The organism is Epilithonimonas sp. UC225_85 (genome assembly GCF_042695135.1).
In the GTDB taxonomy this organism is placed as follows: domain Bacteria; phylum Bacteroidota; class Bacteroidia; order Flavobacteriales; family Weeksellaceae; genus Epilithonimonas.
Window position 1 is genome coordinate 3454484 of record NZ_CP170547.1, and the last position, 15016, is coordinate 3469499.

At 34.6% G+C, this 15016-nt stretch carries 19 protein-coding genes; 9 read left to right on the forward strand and 10 right to left on the reverse strand.

Annotated features, from left to right (window positions below):
- Window positions 1–24: 24 nt before the first annotated feature.
- Genes ACFJGY_RS15730 through ribA form a run of 4 tightly spaced genes read left to right on the forward strand, consistent with a single transcriptional unit; the run spans window position 25 to window position 1952 of the window.
- Window positions 25–252: a twin-arginine translocase TatA/TatE family subunit gene (locus tag ACFJGY_RS15730; protein ID WP_379965780.1), complete on the forward strand. Its 228-nt coding sequence runs from the start codon at window positions 25–27 to the stop codon at window positions 250–252.
- Window positions 253–261: 9 nt separating this feature from the next.
- Entirely contained in the window at window positions 262–876 is a 615-nt protein-coding gene (locus ACFJGY_RS15735) for a DUF4254 domain-containing protein (protein ID WP_379965783.1), read from the forward strand.
- A complete protein-coding gene (locus tag ACFJGY_RS15740; protein WP_379965786.1) occupies window positions 873–1331 on the forward strand; it encodes a hypothetical protein in 459 nt (152 codons plus the stop codon). The genes ACFJGY_RS15735 and ACFJGY_RS15740 overlap by 4 nt, the downstream gene beginning before the upstream one ends.
- A gap of 24 nt (window positions 1332–1355) precedes the next feature.
- Window positions 1356–1952, forward strand: coding sequence for a GTP cyclohydrolase II (gene ribA / locus ACFJGY_RS15745; RefSeq protein ID WP_379965789.1), 597 nt, complete (start codon window positions 1356–1358; stop codon window positions 1950–1952).
- A 69-nt stretch (window positions 1953–2021) separates the two neighbouring features.
- Here ribA and ACFJGY_RS15750 read toward each other — a convergent pair whose 3' ends face one another.
- Entirely contained in the window at window positions 2022–2312 is a 291-nt protein-coding gene (locus tag ACFJGY_RS15750) for an HU family DNA-binding protein (protein ID WP_379965792.1), read from the reverse strand.
- Window positions 2313–2670: 358 nt separating this feature from the next.
- Here ACFJGY_RS15750 and panD point away from each other — a divergent pair, with 358 nt between their 5' ends.
- Both panD and ACFJGY_RS15760 read left to right on the forward strand, forming a co-directional pair.
- Window positions 2671–3021 (forward strand): aspartate 1-decarboxylase, encoded by a 351-nt coding sequence (gene panD, locus ACFJGY_RS15755; RefSeq protein WP_379965795.1) that lies wholly within the window; start codon window positions 2671–2673, stop codon window positions 3019–3021.
- An 8-nt stretch (window positions 3022–3029) separates the two neighbouring features.
- A complete protein-coding gene (locus tag ACFJGY_RS15760) occupies window positions 3030–4034 on the forward strand; it encodes a lysylphosphatidylglycerol synthase transmembrane domain-containing protein (RefSeq protein ID WP_379970217.1) in 1005 nt (334 codons plus the stop codon).
- A gap of 11 nt (window positions 4035–4045) precedes the next feature.
- On the opposite strand, the gene ACFJGY_RS15765 is transcribed toward ACFJGY_RS15760, so the two are convergent.
- Window positions 4046–5332, reverse strand: a complete 1287-nt coding sequence (locus ACFJGY_RS15765; protein WP_379965798.1) for a DUF2130 domain-containing protein — start codon at window positions 5330–5332, stop codon at window positions 4046–4048.
- A 264-nt stretch (window positions 5333–5596) separates the two neighbouring features.
- On the opposite strand from ACFJGY_RS15765, the gene ACFJGY_RS15770 reads away from it, so the two are divergent.
- Together ACFJGY_RS15770 and uvrC are read left to right on the forward strand one after the other, a co-directional pair.
- The gene (locus ACFJGY_RS15770) at window positions 5597–6013 is read left to right on the forward strand and encodes a hypothetical protein (RefSeq protein WP_379965801.1); all 417 of its coding nucleotides are present in this window, start codon (window positions 5597–5599) and stop codon (window positions 6011–6013) included.
- 45 nt (window positions 6014–6058) lie between these two features.
- On the forward strand, window positions 6059–7849 hold the full coding sequence (gene uvrC, locus ACFJGY_RS15775) for an excinuclease ABC subunit UvrC (RefSeq protein ID WP_379965804.1): 1791 nt from the start codon (window positions 6059–6061) through the stop codon (window positions 7847–7849).
- Here the strand turns inward: uvrC and ACFJGY_RS15780 are convergent.
- The 4 genes from ACFJGY_RS15780 to ACFJGY_RS15795 form a co-directional block, all read right to left on the reverse strand.
- The gene (locus ACFJGY_RS15780) at window positions 7839–8327 is read right to left on the reverse strand and encodes a hypothetical protein (RefSeq protein WP_379965807.1); all 489 of its coding nucleotides are present in this window, start codon (window positions 8325–8327) and stop codon (window positions 7839–7841) included. The genes uvrC and ACFJGY_RS15780 overlap by 11 nt on opposite strands.
- 9 nt (window positions 8328–8336) lie before the next feature.
- The gene (locus tag ACFJGY_RS15785; protein ID WP_379965810.1) at window positions 8337–8804 is read right to left on the reverse strand and encodes a helix-turn-helix domain-containing protein; all 468 of its coding nucleotides are present in this window, start codon (window positions 8802–8804) and stop codon (window positions 8337–8339) included.
- Window positions 8776–9195: a hypothetical protein gene (locus tag ACFJGY_RS15790; protein WP_379965813.1), complete on the reverse strand. Its 420-nt coding sequence runs from the start codon at window positions 9193–9195 to the stop codon at window positions 8776–8778. Before ACFJGY_RS15790 ends, ACFJGY_RS15785 begins: the two co-directional genes overlap by 29 nt.
- A 110-nt stretch (window positions 9196–9305) precedes the next feature.
- Window positions 9306–9710, reverse strand: a complete 405-nt coding sequence (locus tag ACFJGY_RS15795) for a hypothetical protein (RefSeq protein ID WP_379965816.1) — start codon at window positions 9708–9710, stop codon at window positions 9306–9308.
- A gap of 181 nt (window positions 9711–9891) precedes the next feature.
- On the opposite strand from ACFJGY_RS15795, the gene ACFJGY_RS15800 reads away from it, so the two are divergent.
- Complete coding sequence (locus ACFJGY_RS15800; RefSeq protein WP_379965819.1) at window positions 9892–10458, forward strand: DUF2892 domain-containing protein; 567 nt, start codon at window positions 9892–9894, stop codon at window positions 10456–10458.
- A gap of 115 nt (window positions 10459–10573) precedes the next feature.
- Here the strand turns inward: ACFJGY_RS15800 and ACFJGY_RS15805 are convergent, their stop codons facing one another.
- The 4 genes from ACFJGY_RS15805 to ACFJGY_RS15820 all read right to left on the reverse strand — a co-directional run bounded on the left by ACFJGY_RS15805 (window position 10574) and on the right by ACFJGY_RS15820 (window position 14986).
- Window positions 10574–12805 carry a C25 family cysteine peptidase gene (locus tag ACFJGY_RS15805; protein WP_379965822.1) on the reverse strand — a complete coding sequence of 744 codons (2232 nt, stop codon included), beginning with the start codon at window positions 12803–12805 and terminating at the stop codon, window positions 10574–10576.
- Between the two features lie 82 nt (window positions 12806–12887).
- Complete coding sequence (locus ACFJGY_RS15810; RefSeq protein ID WP_379965825.1) at window positions 12888–13520, reverse strand: trimeric intracellular cation channel family protein; 633 nt, start codon at window positions 13518–13520, stop codon at window positions 12888–12890.
- Between the two features lie 188 nt (window positions 13521–13708).
- On the reverse strand, window positions 13709–14479 hold the full coding sequence (locus ACFJGY_RS15815) for an exodeoxyribonuclease III (RefSeq protein WP_379965828.1): 771 nt from the start codon (window positions 14477–14479) through the stop codon (window positions 13709–13711).
- 3 nt (window positions 14480–14482) lie between these two features.
- Window positions 14483–14986: a hypothetical protein gene (locus ACFJGY_RS15820; protein ID WP_379965831.1), complete on the reverse strand. Its 504-nt coding sequence runs from the start codon at window positions 14984–14986 to the stop codon at window positions 14483–14485.
- Window positions 14987–15016 lie beyond the last annotated feature (30 nt).

The following is a 15016-nucleotide window of genomic DNA, read 5'->3' on the forward strand; positions in this document are numbered from 1 at the left end:
ATTTAACTTTGTAAAAAAATCAAGATGACATTATCCACTGTTATATTAAGTATTTCTTGGCAGCATATCCTAATTGTAGCCTTGATATTGCTTTTGTTATTTGGAGGTAAAAAAATCCCCGAATTAATGAAAGGTTTAGGCTCTGGTATCAAAGAGTTCAAAGATGCTGTAAAAGAGGAGGACAAGAAAAAAGATCCTGCAAATCCTACTTCTACTTCATCCACAACAAATGATCCTAATTCACACTTATAAGAACGATTAATGAGTTTGACAGAAAAATCATGGAAGATCTTTAACCAGTCGGTTGAAGATTATCATATTAATGATGACGTTAATTCAGAAGAAAACAATCCATTCCAGGCTAATAGTTTGGAATGGATTTTGTATTCTAAAAATTGGATTGATACCGTTCAATGGCATTTGGAAGATATTATTCGTGAAGAAGATATCGACCCGACAGAGGCTTTAAAAATAAAAAGAAGAATAGATAAACTTAATCAAAAAAGAACAGACCTGGTAGAACAGATCGATTTTTGGTTTTATAAAAACTTCGAAAATATTATTTCTGATCCCGATGCAAGAATAAACAGCGAAACTCCGGCTTGGTGTATAGATCGATTTTCTATTTTATCTTTGAAAATATATCATATGTCTATTGAAGCTTCTCGTGAAGACGCTTCCGAAGAACATAAATTACAATGCTCACAAAAGCTGAATGTGCTTTTGGAGCAGAAAAAAGACCTTTCTACAGCCATAGATCAGTTGCTTTCTGATATTGAAAACGGCAAAGTTAAGATGAAGCTTTATAAGCAGATGAAAATGTATAATGACGAAAGTCTTAACCCAATCCTGTATCAAAAAATGCAGAAAAAATGAAAAGTTTTTATAAACTTTTAACGTTAATTATTACCACAGCTATTATAGGTTCTTGTTCTACAAACTCAGCAGCTTCTGAACAAGTCCACTCCGATCTTCTGTCAGATACGTATGCATATCTTTCTCCTGAAGCTATTGTCTATGCATCTTCTATTTCCAATCTTGTTGCTACTTTTCCAAAATTCCGGAATGATGCTATAAACAGGGAGGTCTCTTCGTTAAAAGTTTCACTTTCAGATTACCTGGGCGCAGTCCGTGATTTCAATCAGTCTACTAAACATAAATCGTTAGAAGACTTTGAAAAGTATTACAAAAAAATTCAGAAGCTAAGAAAATTCATGACAAAAGATGATGACGAGGTTCTGAACAGATATATGGTAAAAATAAAAACCAATATCAACCTTCTGGAGGCTTCTCAATCAAAAACGGAAGAAGTTTCAATGTCTTCTAATTAATCTCCTTTACTACTACTTTATTTAATGTTACAATTACAAGCAGAATCGAATGTTCCCACAGATTTTGGGGAGTTCAGAATGATGGCTTTTTCCGAAAATGATAAAGACTGGATGCCGCATATGGCTCTGGTTGCTAAAAATACAGATTTTGACAAGCCTGTGAACGTAAGAATCCATTCCGAGTGTATCACTGGCGAAGTTTTTCATTCTCAAAAATGTGAATGCGGACAGCAGCTTAATTCTGCAATGAAATATATGCAGGAAAACGGCGGGATTATTATTTACCTGAGACAGGAAGGAAGAAACATCGGAATCATTAACAAATTAAAAGCTTATGCTTTGCAGGAGAAAGGTTTAGACACTGTACAGGCTAATTTGGAATTGGGACTGCCAGCAGATGACAGAGATTTTGGCGTTGCGATAGAAATGCTGAATAACCTGGGCGTAAAATCCCTGAATCTAATGACCAATAATCCAGAAAAAATAAAAATGATCCAGAATAGCGGTATTATTTTTAATTCCAGGATCCCTCTGCAGATAAAATCAAACAGCTCAAGTGCTTCGTACCTTAAAACAAAAAAAGATTTTTTCGGTCATCTTTTAGATGATGAGAATCCTTAATCAACTTGATTATAAAAATAAAAAAACCGTCTTACGACGGTTTTTTTATTTGAAGGAATTCAAATAAAATTATTTCTTTTTAACACCAGAAACTGCAGTAGCTAAGTCAGCACCAGCTTTGAATTTTGCAACTGTTTTAGCAGCAATTTTGATTGGTTTCTTAGTAGCAGGGTTGATACCTTGTCTTGCAGCTCTTTCAGAAACTGAGAAAGTCCCGAATCCAACTAGAGATACTTTACCGTCTTTTTTCTTAAGTGTTTCTGTTACATTAGCAACAAATGATTCCAAAGCTTTTTTAGCAGCAGCTTTTGTGATTTCTGCATCTTTCGCAATAGCGTCGATTAATTCAGACTTGTTCATAATATTTATTAATTAAAGTTATGTTGTTATAGCAAATATAAGACAATTTTGATATCGTGCAAATAATTTTATGAAATTTAGTGAACTATGTATCTTTTTTTTTAATATGATGCATTTTTGACAAATCCGGTTTTGACGAAAACACTAGATTCTTTGGATTTCATTTTTAATAATTTACCTTTATTAATAGGCTAATATAATAAATAACAATAAATCTGATCAATATTCAGAAATTCATAAAAAGCAATATCTATTTTAAAGGTATCTGCAATCGATTTAATATTAAAAGTAGTGCCACATTTTCAGTAAACATAAAATCTTCTTTTCCACTTTTATTATTTAGCTTAAATTTGCACTTATGTTAATCGAAGTTTTTAAATCGAAAATTCACAGAGTCCGTGTCACAGCATCGGATCTTGATTATATCGGAAGTATCACCATTGATGAGGACTTAATAGAAGCAGCCGGCTTGATTGTGGGCGAGAGAGTCTATATCGTGAATGTAAACAATGGCGAACGTTTTGACACTTATGTTATCAAAGGAAAAAGAAAATCCGGCGAAATCTGTCTTAATGGTCCTGCGGCCAGAAAAGTACAGAAAGGCGATATCATCATCATTATTGCTTATGCACAGATGAGTCCTGAAGAAGCCAAAGATTTTCAGCCAAAAATCGTTTTCCCGGACGAAACAACAAACCTTCTAACGTAATCTTAAATATCTTGGAAGAAAAAAAATCCTCGTCATTTAAAAATGCAATCACCGTTTTGGTATCAATCGCAATTGCGGGAATTTTTCTTTGGGTTGCACTTAGAGGATTGGATCTTGAAAAAATAAAAAATTCTTTACAAAAGGCTAATTATTTCTGGGTGGCATTTGCGGCAGTTTTCGGAGTTTCAGCCTATATTTTCAGAGCTGTGAGATGGAATCTTTTATTAGAGCCAATGGGCTACAAAATCTCCAGCAGCAATTCCCTCTGGTCACTGTCTTTCGGATATCTTATGAATCTCACCATTCCCAGAAGTGGCGAATTGGCAAGATCTACGGCACTTTATGGTGTAGAAAAAGTACCTGTTGACAAGTCTTTTGGAACTATTATTTTAGAAAGAGTTGTCGATTTGGTTTGTATGTTGATTTTCTTGGGATTGACTTTAATTTTCAAATTTGAAGCCATCAAAAGTTTCTACGACAATTCTGGCTTCAAACCTAATCCAATGATTATAATTGCTGTAACTGTTACCGGAATCATAGGATTGATTTTATTCTTCAAATTCAAAGAGAAATTCAGACGTTTTACTGTTATTTCAAAAATAATTGATTTCATTGATGGAATCTTCGAAGGTCTGAAATCCATATTCAATTTAAAACAAAAAGGAAAATTCATCCTTTACACCGCAGGAATCTGGATTTGCTACTTTTTTGCATCTTATCTAGTTTGTTTTGCACTTCCGGAAACATCCAATTTTACCCTTGCTGACGGCTGTTTTATTCTGGTTGTCGGAACCTTGGGAATGATTATTCCAGCAAGTGGCGGCATTGGAGCCTTCAATCTTGCAATGAAGTTCGGGTTCACAGCACTTTTTATTTCGATGGGAAAAAACGCAGTAGAAGGCGGAGAATTAGGACTTGCCTACTCTTTCATTACATTGCCTTTGCAGATCATTATTATGCTGGTAATGGGCTTGATATCGATTCCTATGCTGGCGAAGAATCGGAAGATTTAAATCACGACATTTTATTCTAAATCATCAAATTTTGCTTTCATAGTAGGATTGCCATAAGTCAGTTTTTTTATGGTCAAATCTTCTGCTTTATTGTTGGCTAGACGCAGATTATTAACAGAGGAGAGCAACGCATCTTTTGTTTTTTGAAGATGAGTTATTGTTTTGTCAATTTCGTCAACTGCGGTTTTAAATTGCCTGCTTGCCAATTCATAATTCTTTGCAAATCCCTGTTTGAAAATATCTATTTTTTCTTCAAAATTGGTAATATCAATATTCTGATTTTTCACCAACGCGAGTTCCTTTTTATATTTTAACGAGTTCATAGCAGCATTTCTCAGAAGTGTAATGATTGTTATAAAAAACTGTGGACGAACAACATACATTTTTGAAAAACGATGCGAAACATCTACAATTCCCGTATTGTAAAATTCGTTTTCGGCTTCTAACAATGAAACCATCACTGCATATTCGCATTTTTTTTCACTCCTGTCTTTATCAAGTTCCCGGAAAAAATCTTCATTTCTTTTTTTTGTTGCCGTTTGGTCGGCTTCATTTTTCATTTCAAACATTATCGAGATGATTTCATTACCAGAATCATCAAATTCCCGATAGATAAAATCACCTTTACTTCCGGATTTCGAATCATTATCTTTCTCAAAGTAGACATTTTGAAATGCCGTTGCACGCAATTTATTAAACTCGATTTCGCAATGTTGCTCTAGGGTTTCACCAAGCATTTTTGTAGAAAGTCTGGCTTTCATTTCTTTAACACGGTCAATTTCTTCGTCCTTATACTTGATGATTGCATCTTTGGATCTTAGTTTTTCATCAAACTGTTCTTTGAGAGATCTTTCCGAAAGTTCCTTTTCCAAATCTTTATTCCTTAGCTTATTACCAAGATCATTTTTTTCATTTTCGAGATGGTTTTTCTCTTTTTCTACTTTCTGAACTGCTTCCGAAATCGCCAATTTTTTTTCGGTTTCGGCTTTTTCAATTTTCGCTTTAAGTTCCATAATCTCCTTTTCTTTTTCAGAAACTTTTCCTCTAATTTCTAATTCGTTAACCGATTTTAACTGCGAAATCTCAGCATCTTTTTTGGAAAGCTGTTCTTGCAGATAACTTTTGAATTTTTCTTTATTAAGTTCAATCTCGCTGTTTTTTTCTTTTTCAGCAATTCTTAATCGCTCCTGTAGTTCTTCTTCAAATTGATGGTTGCGAACTTGTTTCAGAATCTCAGCAAATCCCGCTTCGTCAACTTTAAAGGCTTTATGACAATTCGGACAAATAATCTCGTTCATAATATTTCGGTTTCGTAAAGGCAAGGTACAAATTAATCGATAATTTGGAAATTAAAAATGATAGTGATAAAACCAAATCACTGCTTCGGAATATTAATCCCTGCGCATCCATCTAACTACGAGTGCGCAGAAACGACTTTATCCCTGCGCACACATTAACTCGTCTCTGCGCAGCCGCAAAGTCTTCTCTGCGCACATTTTTAAAAGACTCGACACTAAAATGGAAATTTAATTTGTATTTTTAGCTTCTAAGCTATAAATCTGATGCAGGAACAAAAAGAAAATATCGAAACGAAAACTAATCCACATGAGGGAACAGAATCAATTCCAGCCATAAGATTATTCACCACAGAAAATGGACTTTGCAGTTTTGAAAGAGGAACTATTCCTACTCTCAAACCAATGAACACGACTACTTTCTGGGTCAGCAACAAAACCGAAGAATGGGAAAAAAGCAAACATCCTGCACCAAGAAAACAGTACGTGATTACTACCCAAGGAAAAATAAAATTCAAGGTGAGTGATGGCTCGACTTTTATCATTGAACCCGAAATTATCCTGCTTGCAGAAGATACGGCTGGCGAAGGACACAGCTGGGAAATGTTGGATTCTAATGGATGGGAAAGACTTTATCTTCCAATTTCCGAAGGTGCAGAAGATTATTTTACCAAAGAAATATAGCTTCAACTTTTCTCAAGAATCAATATCATTGCGTAAATTTGTCCCGTGAATCCCGACTTAGAACTTCAGCTCAAAACCCTCCCATCGGAACCCGGCGTCTATCGATATTATGATAAGAACGACCAGCTTTTGTATGTGGGAAAGGCAAAACATCTCAACAAAAGAGTCCTTTCCTATTTCAACAAAAACCAAAATGGTTACCGAACCAGAATAATGGTTTCGAAAATTCACAGACTGGAAACCACCGTTGTGAATAGCGAATACGATGCACTTTTGCTGGAAAACAATCTGATAAAAGCACATCAGCCATTTTACAATGTGATGCTAAAGGATGACAAAACTTATCCTTGGATCTGCATTAAAAATGAAGATTTCCCCAGAATATTTTTGACCCGGACCAAAATAAAAGATGGTTCTGAATATTTCGGACCTTACGCCAAAGTGAAACCCGCAAGAGTCCTTCTCGATACGATTAAGAATCTTTATAAAATCCGAACTTGTAATCTGAATTTGGCGCCTTCAAAAATCGCTGAAGGAAAATACCGAGTTTGTCTGGAATATCACATTAAAAATTGTAATGGACCTTGTGAAGACCTAGAATCCAAGGAAGATTATGATGAAAAAGTAGAAGCCATCCGAGGAATCATCAAAGGTGATTTCCGGTTTGCTAAAAAATATCTGGAAGAGAGAATGTTACGTTTCGCTTCGAATCTTGAGTTTGAAAAAGCTCAGATGATTAAGAATAATATTGAGTCTCTCGAAAATTACCAAGAAAAACACACCGTCGTTAATCCAAGCATCGATGACGTGGATGTTTTCGGGATGACGAGCGATGAGACAGCGGCTTACATTAATTATTTTAAAATCAGAAATGGTTCAATAGTTCAGAGTTTCACGACCGAAATTAAAAAAGTTTTGGAGGAAACCGATGAAGATATGCTGGAGGAAGCTTTGGTGGAGATTCGTCAGAAATTTGATTCCACATCCAAAGAGATTTTGATTCCGTTTCATCTCGGTTTGGAAATTCCAAATGTGAAATTGATTGTTCCCAAAGTCGGCGACAAGAAAAGAATCGTGGAACTTTCCGAGAAAAACGCAAAAGAATACAGACTTGAAAAACTGAAACAGGTTCAAATCATCGACCCGGAAAGACACACCAACCGAATAATGGCAGAAATGCAAAAACTCTTGCATATGCCTGTAGAACCAAGACACATCGAAGGTTTTGATAACTCGAATATCCAGGGAACCAATCCTGTTTCTGCCTGCGTCGTTTTCAAAGACGGGAAACCGAGCAAAGCTGATTACAGAATCTTCCATCCGAAAACTGTTGTCGGTCCGGATGATTTTAAAACAATGGAAGAAGTGATCTACAGACGATATAGAAGATTGATTGATGAAGGCGAACCTTTGCCTCAGCTCATTTTAATTGATGGAGGAAAAGGACAATTGTCTTCTGCTGTTAAAAGTCTGAAACTGCTTGGGCTTTATGGCAAAATAACGATTGTTGGGATTGCAAAACGTCTTGAGGAAATTTACTTCCCGGAAGATTCTATTCCTCTATACATTGATAAAAAAGCTGAAACGCTGAAAATCCTTCAACGCGTGAGAGATGAAGCGCACCGTTTTGGCGTGAAACATCACAGAACCCGACGAACAAACTCAACCATCAAATCCGAACTCGAACAGATCCCGGGCGTTGGTCCAAAGTCCATAGAAATGCTTCTGACAAAACTAAAATCTGTCAAAAGAATCAAGGAAGCAGATATAGTTACCTTAGAAGAAATCCTTGGAAAAGTGAAAGCCAGAGTGGTCTGGGAATTTTTTAATTCCTGATTTTTTTCTTCTTATCTGTAAAAACTCCCAAATTATCAATATTTTTATTTTTTTCATTAATGCCATTAACAAAAAATTTAGAATCTAATAAAGGAATTAAAAAACGTGACATATAAGTACCCGATGTTTTATAATATAACATTCCTCTCATTGAAGAAATAGAAGTAGATATTATAATATTTGATATAGAGTCAGGGATATTTATTTTTTCTTTATCAATTGAAATATAATTTTTTAAATTTTTAATTTGAAATTTAAATACTGTCTTAAATTTCATTAATTCTTGATTAATCTGATTGTCAATATAAAGATAGACTATGGTTGGTACTATTTCTATAAAATCTGTATTCTCTTCCCATTTAAACTCAAAAGAAAACCCAAGATTTAATTTTTTTTGAGAAACTTTAAGATTTTCTTGAGGAGCTAAATAAAATTCCTTTTCGGATATTTCCACTAATGAAATAACGAATTTTTCCATTTTAAATATTTAGTTTAACTGTTCTTCTCTTTTAAAGTTTGAATGCTTTAATTCATCAAACCCAATAAGATTATATTTTTGATTGTTATTAAATCCTTTATTTAATTCTTCAGATTTATTTTCAATTGTAAGTCTATTATTATAATTGAAATTAATATTAATATTAATACTTAATTTTTCATTAATTTTCTCCACTCCAATTTCTTTATCTATTCTTATACAGTTTTCAATATTTTCAAATTTCACAATTGGTGTTTTTTCCATAATTAGTGAAATTTCTACTAATTTACTCAGTTTATGATCAAAATCTCCATTAAGTATCTGTGAAACATATCCTTTACTAACGCCCATTTTATTTGCGAATTCAGTTTTAGATATTTTATTTTCTTTTAAATATTCTTCTAATTCTTCATAAAGTTGATTTTGAATTTTTGCAATCCAAAACTCTTTACTTCTTAGTAATTCTTCTCGTTTCATTTTTATAATTTTGAATAAATTCTTTTTTAATTCTTCTAAATTTTAAGATATCTTCTTTTTGATTATTTTTAAATCCCCAAACAGTAATAATCTTTCCTGTATTTTCATAGTGAAAAAAATAAATTCTTAAATGTTTTGATTTTAATTCATATTCTTTAATCGTTTCTTTTTGCGGTGTAATTTCATTAAATTTTGTACGAGGTAAAGTATGTAAATTGGACACCAAATTCATATATGAAAACATTGTAAGCATTTCTGTTTTCATCGATTGATAATCTCTTTCAATAATTTCTTTGAACTCATTATATTGACTTAAACCATCAATTTTTAAATCAAAAAATTTTTGTTTTCCTTGAACAGCTTCAAATTCATTTATTTCAAATTTACACATAATTTAGTTCAAACTAAACTTTTCACAAAATTAAACATTTATTTCTTAAATATTTTCTAAATACTAATTTAAAAAATATAATTGGTTTGGGAATTTTTTAATTCTTAGAACTATCTTATGGCAGCTGCTGTCACCTTCTTGTAACCATTGCCATCAAATGCAGTTTGTCTTTCCATACATTTGTCATTAATGATCATAAAAGTCAGCGTGTCATTTACGATCTGATATTTGTACAGACCTTCCTCCTTAGAATCGCAAGGAGAGTTTCCTTCAAGTTTAACCAATTTAAGACTGCCTTGATCTGTAAAAGAATAACTCATTTTTTCAATGACATTTCCCTGATAAACCAAATCTGCCTGATCTGTGTTGAATTTGAAAGTAACCTCAGCCGGAGTAGGAATATTGGCAACACCTTTCCATTCTGTATTTGCCAAAGCATTAGTTTTCTGTTGTGAGAAATAAAACAAACTGGATAATAAGAGCGTCGCTGATAATGATTTAGTAATGATTTTCATAATTTTATTTTGATATTAAACAGACAAACAAGATGATAATTACCTAATTATCAGTAACTAAAATTACTATTATATTTTGAATATCAGATAATTTATATTAATAATTTAAAAACAAAATCAATAAATTTCCTATTCGGAATTTCATCTGTTAATTATTATCTTTGCAACCTAAATTTTAAACATGAACAAATACATAAAATTTTTAGTTGCTGCAATCATTATCACATTGGGTATTTACCTGATAGCTTTTACCCGACAAACCGGCTGGGGCGTAGTTGTGGTTATTCTTTCTGCTATTCCTATTGCTCTTTTCTTCAAAAATGAAAATATTCTTCTGGCATTCTGGCAGCTTAGAAAACAGAATATGGAAAAAGCTTCCAAATTTTTGTCAAATATTACCGATTACAAATCTCAGTTGCACAAAAGCCAATACGGTTATTTCCATTATCTACAGGCATTGACAACTGCTCAGGATAACCCTGCTAAAACTGAAGGATTGATGAAAAAAGCATTGGATTATGGTCTGAATATGAAGCACGACAGAGCAATGGCAAAATTAAACCTAGCCGCTTCTGCACTAGCCAAAGGAAGAAAATCCGAAGCTCAGAAACTTCTTGAAGAGGCAAAACAACTTGATTCTGCCGGGATGATGACAGATCAGATCAAGATGATCAAAGATCAGATGAAGATGCCAACGATGCAGAAACATATGCACAACCCGAATATGAGAATCAGAGGAAAATTCTAAAATTTGGATTTCAGATGTGAGAAATCAGATGTTAGAATTTTATTCTGACTTTAAAATAAAAAAGGATCGTAATCATTTCGATCCTTTTTTATTGATTTGTTATTAAGTTTTAATATTATTCTACAATCAGCTTCTCCGAATATGCCTTATTATCAAGTTCGTATTTCAAAATGTAAACGCCTTTTGGATATTTCGAAACATTGATCTGAAGTTTTTTGTCTGATGTATTATTAATGGTCTGCACTAATTTTCCTGTAGCATCATAAAGCATAACTTTCGCAGGTTTCGAGTTTTGCCAAGTTAAGTTCACCACATCTTTTGCAGGAATTGGATAAATACTAACACTGGTATTATTAAATGATGCAACCCCCAAAGTTTTTACCAGAATCGTTGCCTGATAAGGCTGGAAATTCTGTTTTGAAACCGTCAGTTTTAATGATTCTCCATCAGTTACTCCACCAAGATTAATTGCGATGCTTCCATCCTTGCTGAATGCAGATCCTACCATATCGCCATTGCTTTTAGTTAAAGAAATTGCAGCATTTGCCTGGTCGCAGGTAACAGAAATTGTCTGTGCACCTGGATCAATCTGGCTTGGATGTCCCACCTGGAAGGTTTTTGTCGTATCATATCTGAATAATGTTGAAGGATCACCAAACAGCACCCAGGTCTGCATCACTTCTTTAGCTGTTGCAGATTCATTATAGCTTTCCAGCATCCCCATCTGAGAATTGTAAAACAATCCGCCGATTGTTTCTTTCTTATTATTTGCGTACATTTCTGTAAGAATATTGGTCATCTCATCCTGTGTTTCCATTGGTTCTGCCCAAGCCATAAGGATTGTAGAAGCAGCACTAGCAATAGCGCCAGCCGGAGAATTATTATAACTTACAGATAAGAAATCCTCTGCCAGACAGGTTTTGCCAACAAATGTTCCATTGTTACACGCTACAGAAATCACGAAAGGATACATTCCGTTGTTTTTCAATTGTTTAACATAGGTTGAAGTATAATTTCCGGTCACCATAAGATTAAGATCACCATGTCCTGTATAATTGAACAATCCTGTTCCTGCATTGATTGCATTATTGATCATTGTTGGCGTAGGTTCTCCAGAAGCATCGCCGCCACCTTGTGAACCTTGATAAAACTCGTGGACAGTCTGATATCCAAACCCCTGCAATTGTGTTCTGATCTTTCTGAGATGCACATAATCCGTTTCTCCATCATCGCCGTAGCCATCACCTTCATTAGAGCCAATTCCTATCGCATTCTTCATCCAGTTGCCTGCAAGCGGCGTTTTCTCATACTCCATGACTCTGTTTGTCATTGTTTTGATCGCAGTGCTATTTCCTGAAAATCTGCCTACAAAAGCTTCAGGATAAAAATCGGTTTCTCCGGAAAGCTGGCCGTAATAAGAATCGCTCCAAAGCTGTTCACCATTATTTCCATAAGTGTGAGAAGGAACATCACCGGAATCACCAACCAAAAGGATATAAACCAGGTTAGGATGTGTCAAATAAAAAGTTTTGATATAATTCTTGATGGCTGTATCCGTCGTGCCGGCAGTTGCTGTGGTAACTACGGTTGTCTTGATGCCTTTTTCTCTTTTCCAGCTTACAAAAGACGCCAATTGGCTTTCGAAAGAAGATGCTGTAACGATCAGTAATTCTCCTGCTTCCGGAGCTGGTGTATATTTATTAGCAGAAGTATAATTAAGATAATGATTGGAATAGATCTCGTTGAAAAGTGTATTATCGGTTTTTCTGACAGCAATTTCGTTAGCTCCTTTTTCATTATTAAAATCAATAATAACTCTAAGGTTCTTATAAACTCTCAGTTTATGCTGTACCGGATTGTATTGATACGGATAGAGTGAAAACGTAACACCTCTTGTATTTCTGAGAATATGAGGTGAACCAAATTTTACAGGATCACCAGGAAAGAAATCATCTTTTTTATATGACTCTCCGAAAACATAAGGTACAGATTCCGGATCTGTATTTCTTTTCAGATTTCCTTTTGATGGAATGATGTCGATGTTACTAATGTCTTCGTAACTGTCATAGACAATTTTATAACTGTAATTTCCTTTCTCCGGCAATTGCACCGATTCGGAAAAATAAGGTATTGCAGGCAAACCTTTTTCTGACATCAAAACCGAATATTGCTTAGAAAATGTATGGTAATCTTTACCTTCAACAGATTTTAAGTTCTTCTCCAATTTGTTAATCTCGAAATCAACAGTCACAGTCTCACTGTCTGAATTGATTAGTTTAAACGTTTGCGCCGAAAATTGCATAGATAAAAACAACAGCGCAATAGAACTCAGTAAAACTCTTTTCATAAATTTATTTTTTTTCAAATATATGAAGTTTTATCAATTTCATTACATAAAAAACAACAAATGAATCTATTACATAAACATTTTACATTTCTTCATTGGTTTCATAACCATAAAATTTGGGAATTCTCCAATGGTATTTGACAGCTAATGTTCTTATAGAGACAATTAAAAGAATAGTAAATATCTGGACTAAGGTGTAAGACAAATCTGTTAATCTTGACAACAATAAAAAAATACCGCCACCGATTATACAGGCTGTGGCATAAATTTCTTTTCGGAAAATCAATGGGATTCTGTTCAGTAAAATATCACGGATGATTCCACCAAAACAACCGGTAATCGTTCCCAATGTTAAACATATCAAAGGATGGAAACCTTCGTTGATTCCTTTTTGGATTCCTATAATTGTAAACAATCCCAAACCAAAACTGTCAAATATAAACAGCGTGACCTTGAAGTTTTTCTCTATCGATTTGAATATCATTGAAAAAACACAAGTCGAGAAGATTAGTCCACAGGTCAGCATATCCGTCATCCAGAAAACAGGAACGCCCAACAAAAGATCTCTCACGGTTCCGCCGCCGACTGAAGTTACAAATGCAATAATCAGCACACCGAAAGGATCCAGACGCTTCTGCATTGCTGCAAAACTACCCGACATCGCAAAGGAAATGGTTCCAAGGATTTCTATGATAAGATTGAATTGTTCGTGCACGTTTGAATTATAATTGATGAGTGATAAATGATATTGTGAAAATGCTTCGAGAACCTCAGCATGACATCTCTATTCTAATTTTGAAGAATTTTTATTGCGATGCTTCGAGAACCTCCACATGACATCTCTAATACAAACAGTTTTATTTAAGCATTGTCAGTCTGAGGTTCTCGAAGACCAATAAATACTTATTCCTTAAATTCTAACTCAACCATCACCGGACAATGATCGGAATGCTTGACTTCCGGGAGAATTACGGCTCTGGTCATTTTATCCTTTAAAGGTTCGGAGACGAAGTTGTAATCCAAACGCCAGCCTTTGTTCCTCGCTCTGGAACCAGCTCTGTAGCTCCACCAGGAATATTGGTCCGGCTGGTCGTTGAAGTGTCGGAAACTATCTGTCAAACTATTTTCTTTCATAAAGTTGGTCATCCATTCCCGTTCCATCGGGAGAAAACCGGAAGTATTTGCCAAACCAATTGGATTATGAATATCGATTGCTTCGTGACAGATGTTGAAATCGCCGCTGATGATAAGATTTGGGATGGTTTTTCTGAGTTGTTTGATGTACTCCAAAAAGTCAAAACAGAATTGCATTTTGAATTCAAGTCTTTCGATGTTTGAAGCGGAAGGAACGTAAACTGAAATCACGGAAAAGTCATCAAAATCTGCTCGAATGATCCTACCTTCATTATCATAACTTTCGATGCCACAACCAGATTCCACATGGTTTGGCTTTATTTTGGAGGCAATTCCTACACCGCTGTAACCTTTTTTCAATGCGGAATGCCAATAACTGTAATAGCCTGCTTTTTCCAGACTTTCGATATCGATTTGGTCATTTCCCGCTTTGCTTTCCTGAATGCAGATGACATCCGGACTTGCGACATTGAGCCAGCCGAGGAAGTCTTTCGTAAATGCAGCACGGATGCCGTTGACGTTATAGGAAATGATTTTCATTGTTTATGAATTAGAATAAATGAGATAAATAATAAAGATTGTGAAAATAGCTGCCAAAAGTACAACTTTCCATTTTCCCGAACCTTCTTCTTCTATGAAAAGTGTATTTTTCTGACTTTGAAATTTCGTGGGGTTTTCCAGATATTCTTTTTCATAAGCGATGATTTCCGGCTTGTCTCCCATTACTTTTTTAACCTCAGCCCAATCTGGGTCGGAAGGAAAAACTATTTTTTCCGGTTGATTATTCAACTTTAATTTGACGGTGAGTTGTCCATGTTTGCTGAAAGTCTTTACCGAAACATTACTGTTAGTTAAGGAATTATCTTCATCAAAGTGTGTTTCTTTGCTTTGAATGGCTTCTACTAAATCCTTCGAATTTTTAAGACCTAAACCCGTTTTATCGAATACCAGTTTGATGGCGTTTATCTTTTCATTTTGTTGGAGCAATTCTTCAATTTCCTGCCTGTCGAGATTGTGTTCTTGCAGTAATGCGTCGATGTCTTTCATAATTTCTACTTTGGTTTTCAAGATTAAGTA

Bases quoted from the DNA above. Each gene is read 5' to 3' on its own strand.
- ACFJGY_RS15730 (WP_379965780.1), top strand. From the start codon at position 25: ATGACATTATCCACTGTTATATTAAGTATTTCTTGGCAGCATATCCTA.
- ACFJGY_RS15735 (WP_379965783.1), top strand. From the start codon at position 262: ATGAGTTTGACAGAAAAATCATGGAAGATCTTTAACCAGTCGGTTGAA.
- ACFJGY_RS15740 (WP_379965786.1), top strand. From the start codon at position 873: ATGAAAAGTTTTTATAAACTTTTAACGTTAATTATTACCACAGCTATT.
- ribA (WP_379965789.1), top strand. From the start codon at position 1,356: ATGTTACAATTACAAGCAGAATCGAATGTTCCCACAGATTTTGGGGAG.
- ACFJGY_RS15750 (WP_379965792.1), bottom strand. From the start codon at position 2,312: ATGAACAAGTCTGAATTAATCGACGCTATTGCGAAAGATGCAGAAATC.
- panD (WP_379965795.1), top strand. From the start codon at position 2,671: ATGTTAATCGAAGTTTTTAAATCGAAAATTCACAGAGTCCGTGTCACA.
- ACFJGY_RS15765 (WP_379965798.1), bottom strand. From the start codon at position 5,332: ATGAACGAGATTATTTGTCCGAATTGTCATAAAGCCTTTAAAGTTGAC.
- ACFJGY_RS15770 (WP_379965801.1), top strand. From the start codon at position 5,597: ATGCAGGAACAAAAAGAAAATATCGAAACGAAAACTAATCCACATGAG.
- ACFJGY_RS15780 (WP_379965807.1), bottom strand. From the start codon at position 8,327: ATGGAAAAATTCGTTATTTCATTAGTGGAAATATCCGAAAAGGAATTT.
- ACFJGY_RS15785 (WP_379965810.1), bottom strand. From the start codon at position 8,804: ATGAAACGAGAAGAATTACTAAGAAGTAAAGAGTTTTGGATTGCAAAA.
- ACFJGY_RS15790 (WP_379965813.1), bottom strand. From the start codon at position 9,195: ATGTGTAAATTTGAAATAAATGAATTTGAAGCTGTTCAAGGAAAACAA.
- ACFJGY_RS15795 (WP_379965816.1), bottom strand. From the start codon at position 9,710: ATGAAAATCATTACTAAATCATTATCAGCGACGCTCTTATTATCCAGT.
- ACFJGY_RS15800 (WP_379965819.1), top strand. From the start codon at position 9,892: ATGAACAAATACATAAAATTTTTAGTTGCTGCAATCATTATCACATTG.
- ACFJGY_RS15805 (WP_379965822.1), bottom strand. From the start codon at position 12,805: ATGAAAAGAGTTTTACTGAGTTCTATTGCGCTGTTGTTTTTATCTATG.
- ACFJGY_RS15815 (WP_379965828.1), bottom strand. From the start codon at position 14,479: ATGAAAATCATTTCCTATAACGTCAACGGCATCCGTGCTGCATTTACG.
- ACFJGY_RS15820 (WP_379965831.1), bottom strand. From the start codon at position 14,986: ATGAAAGACATCGACGCATTACTGCAAGAACACAATCTCGACAGGCAG.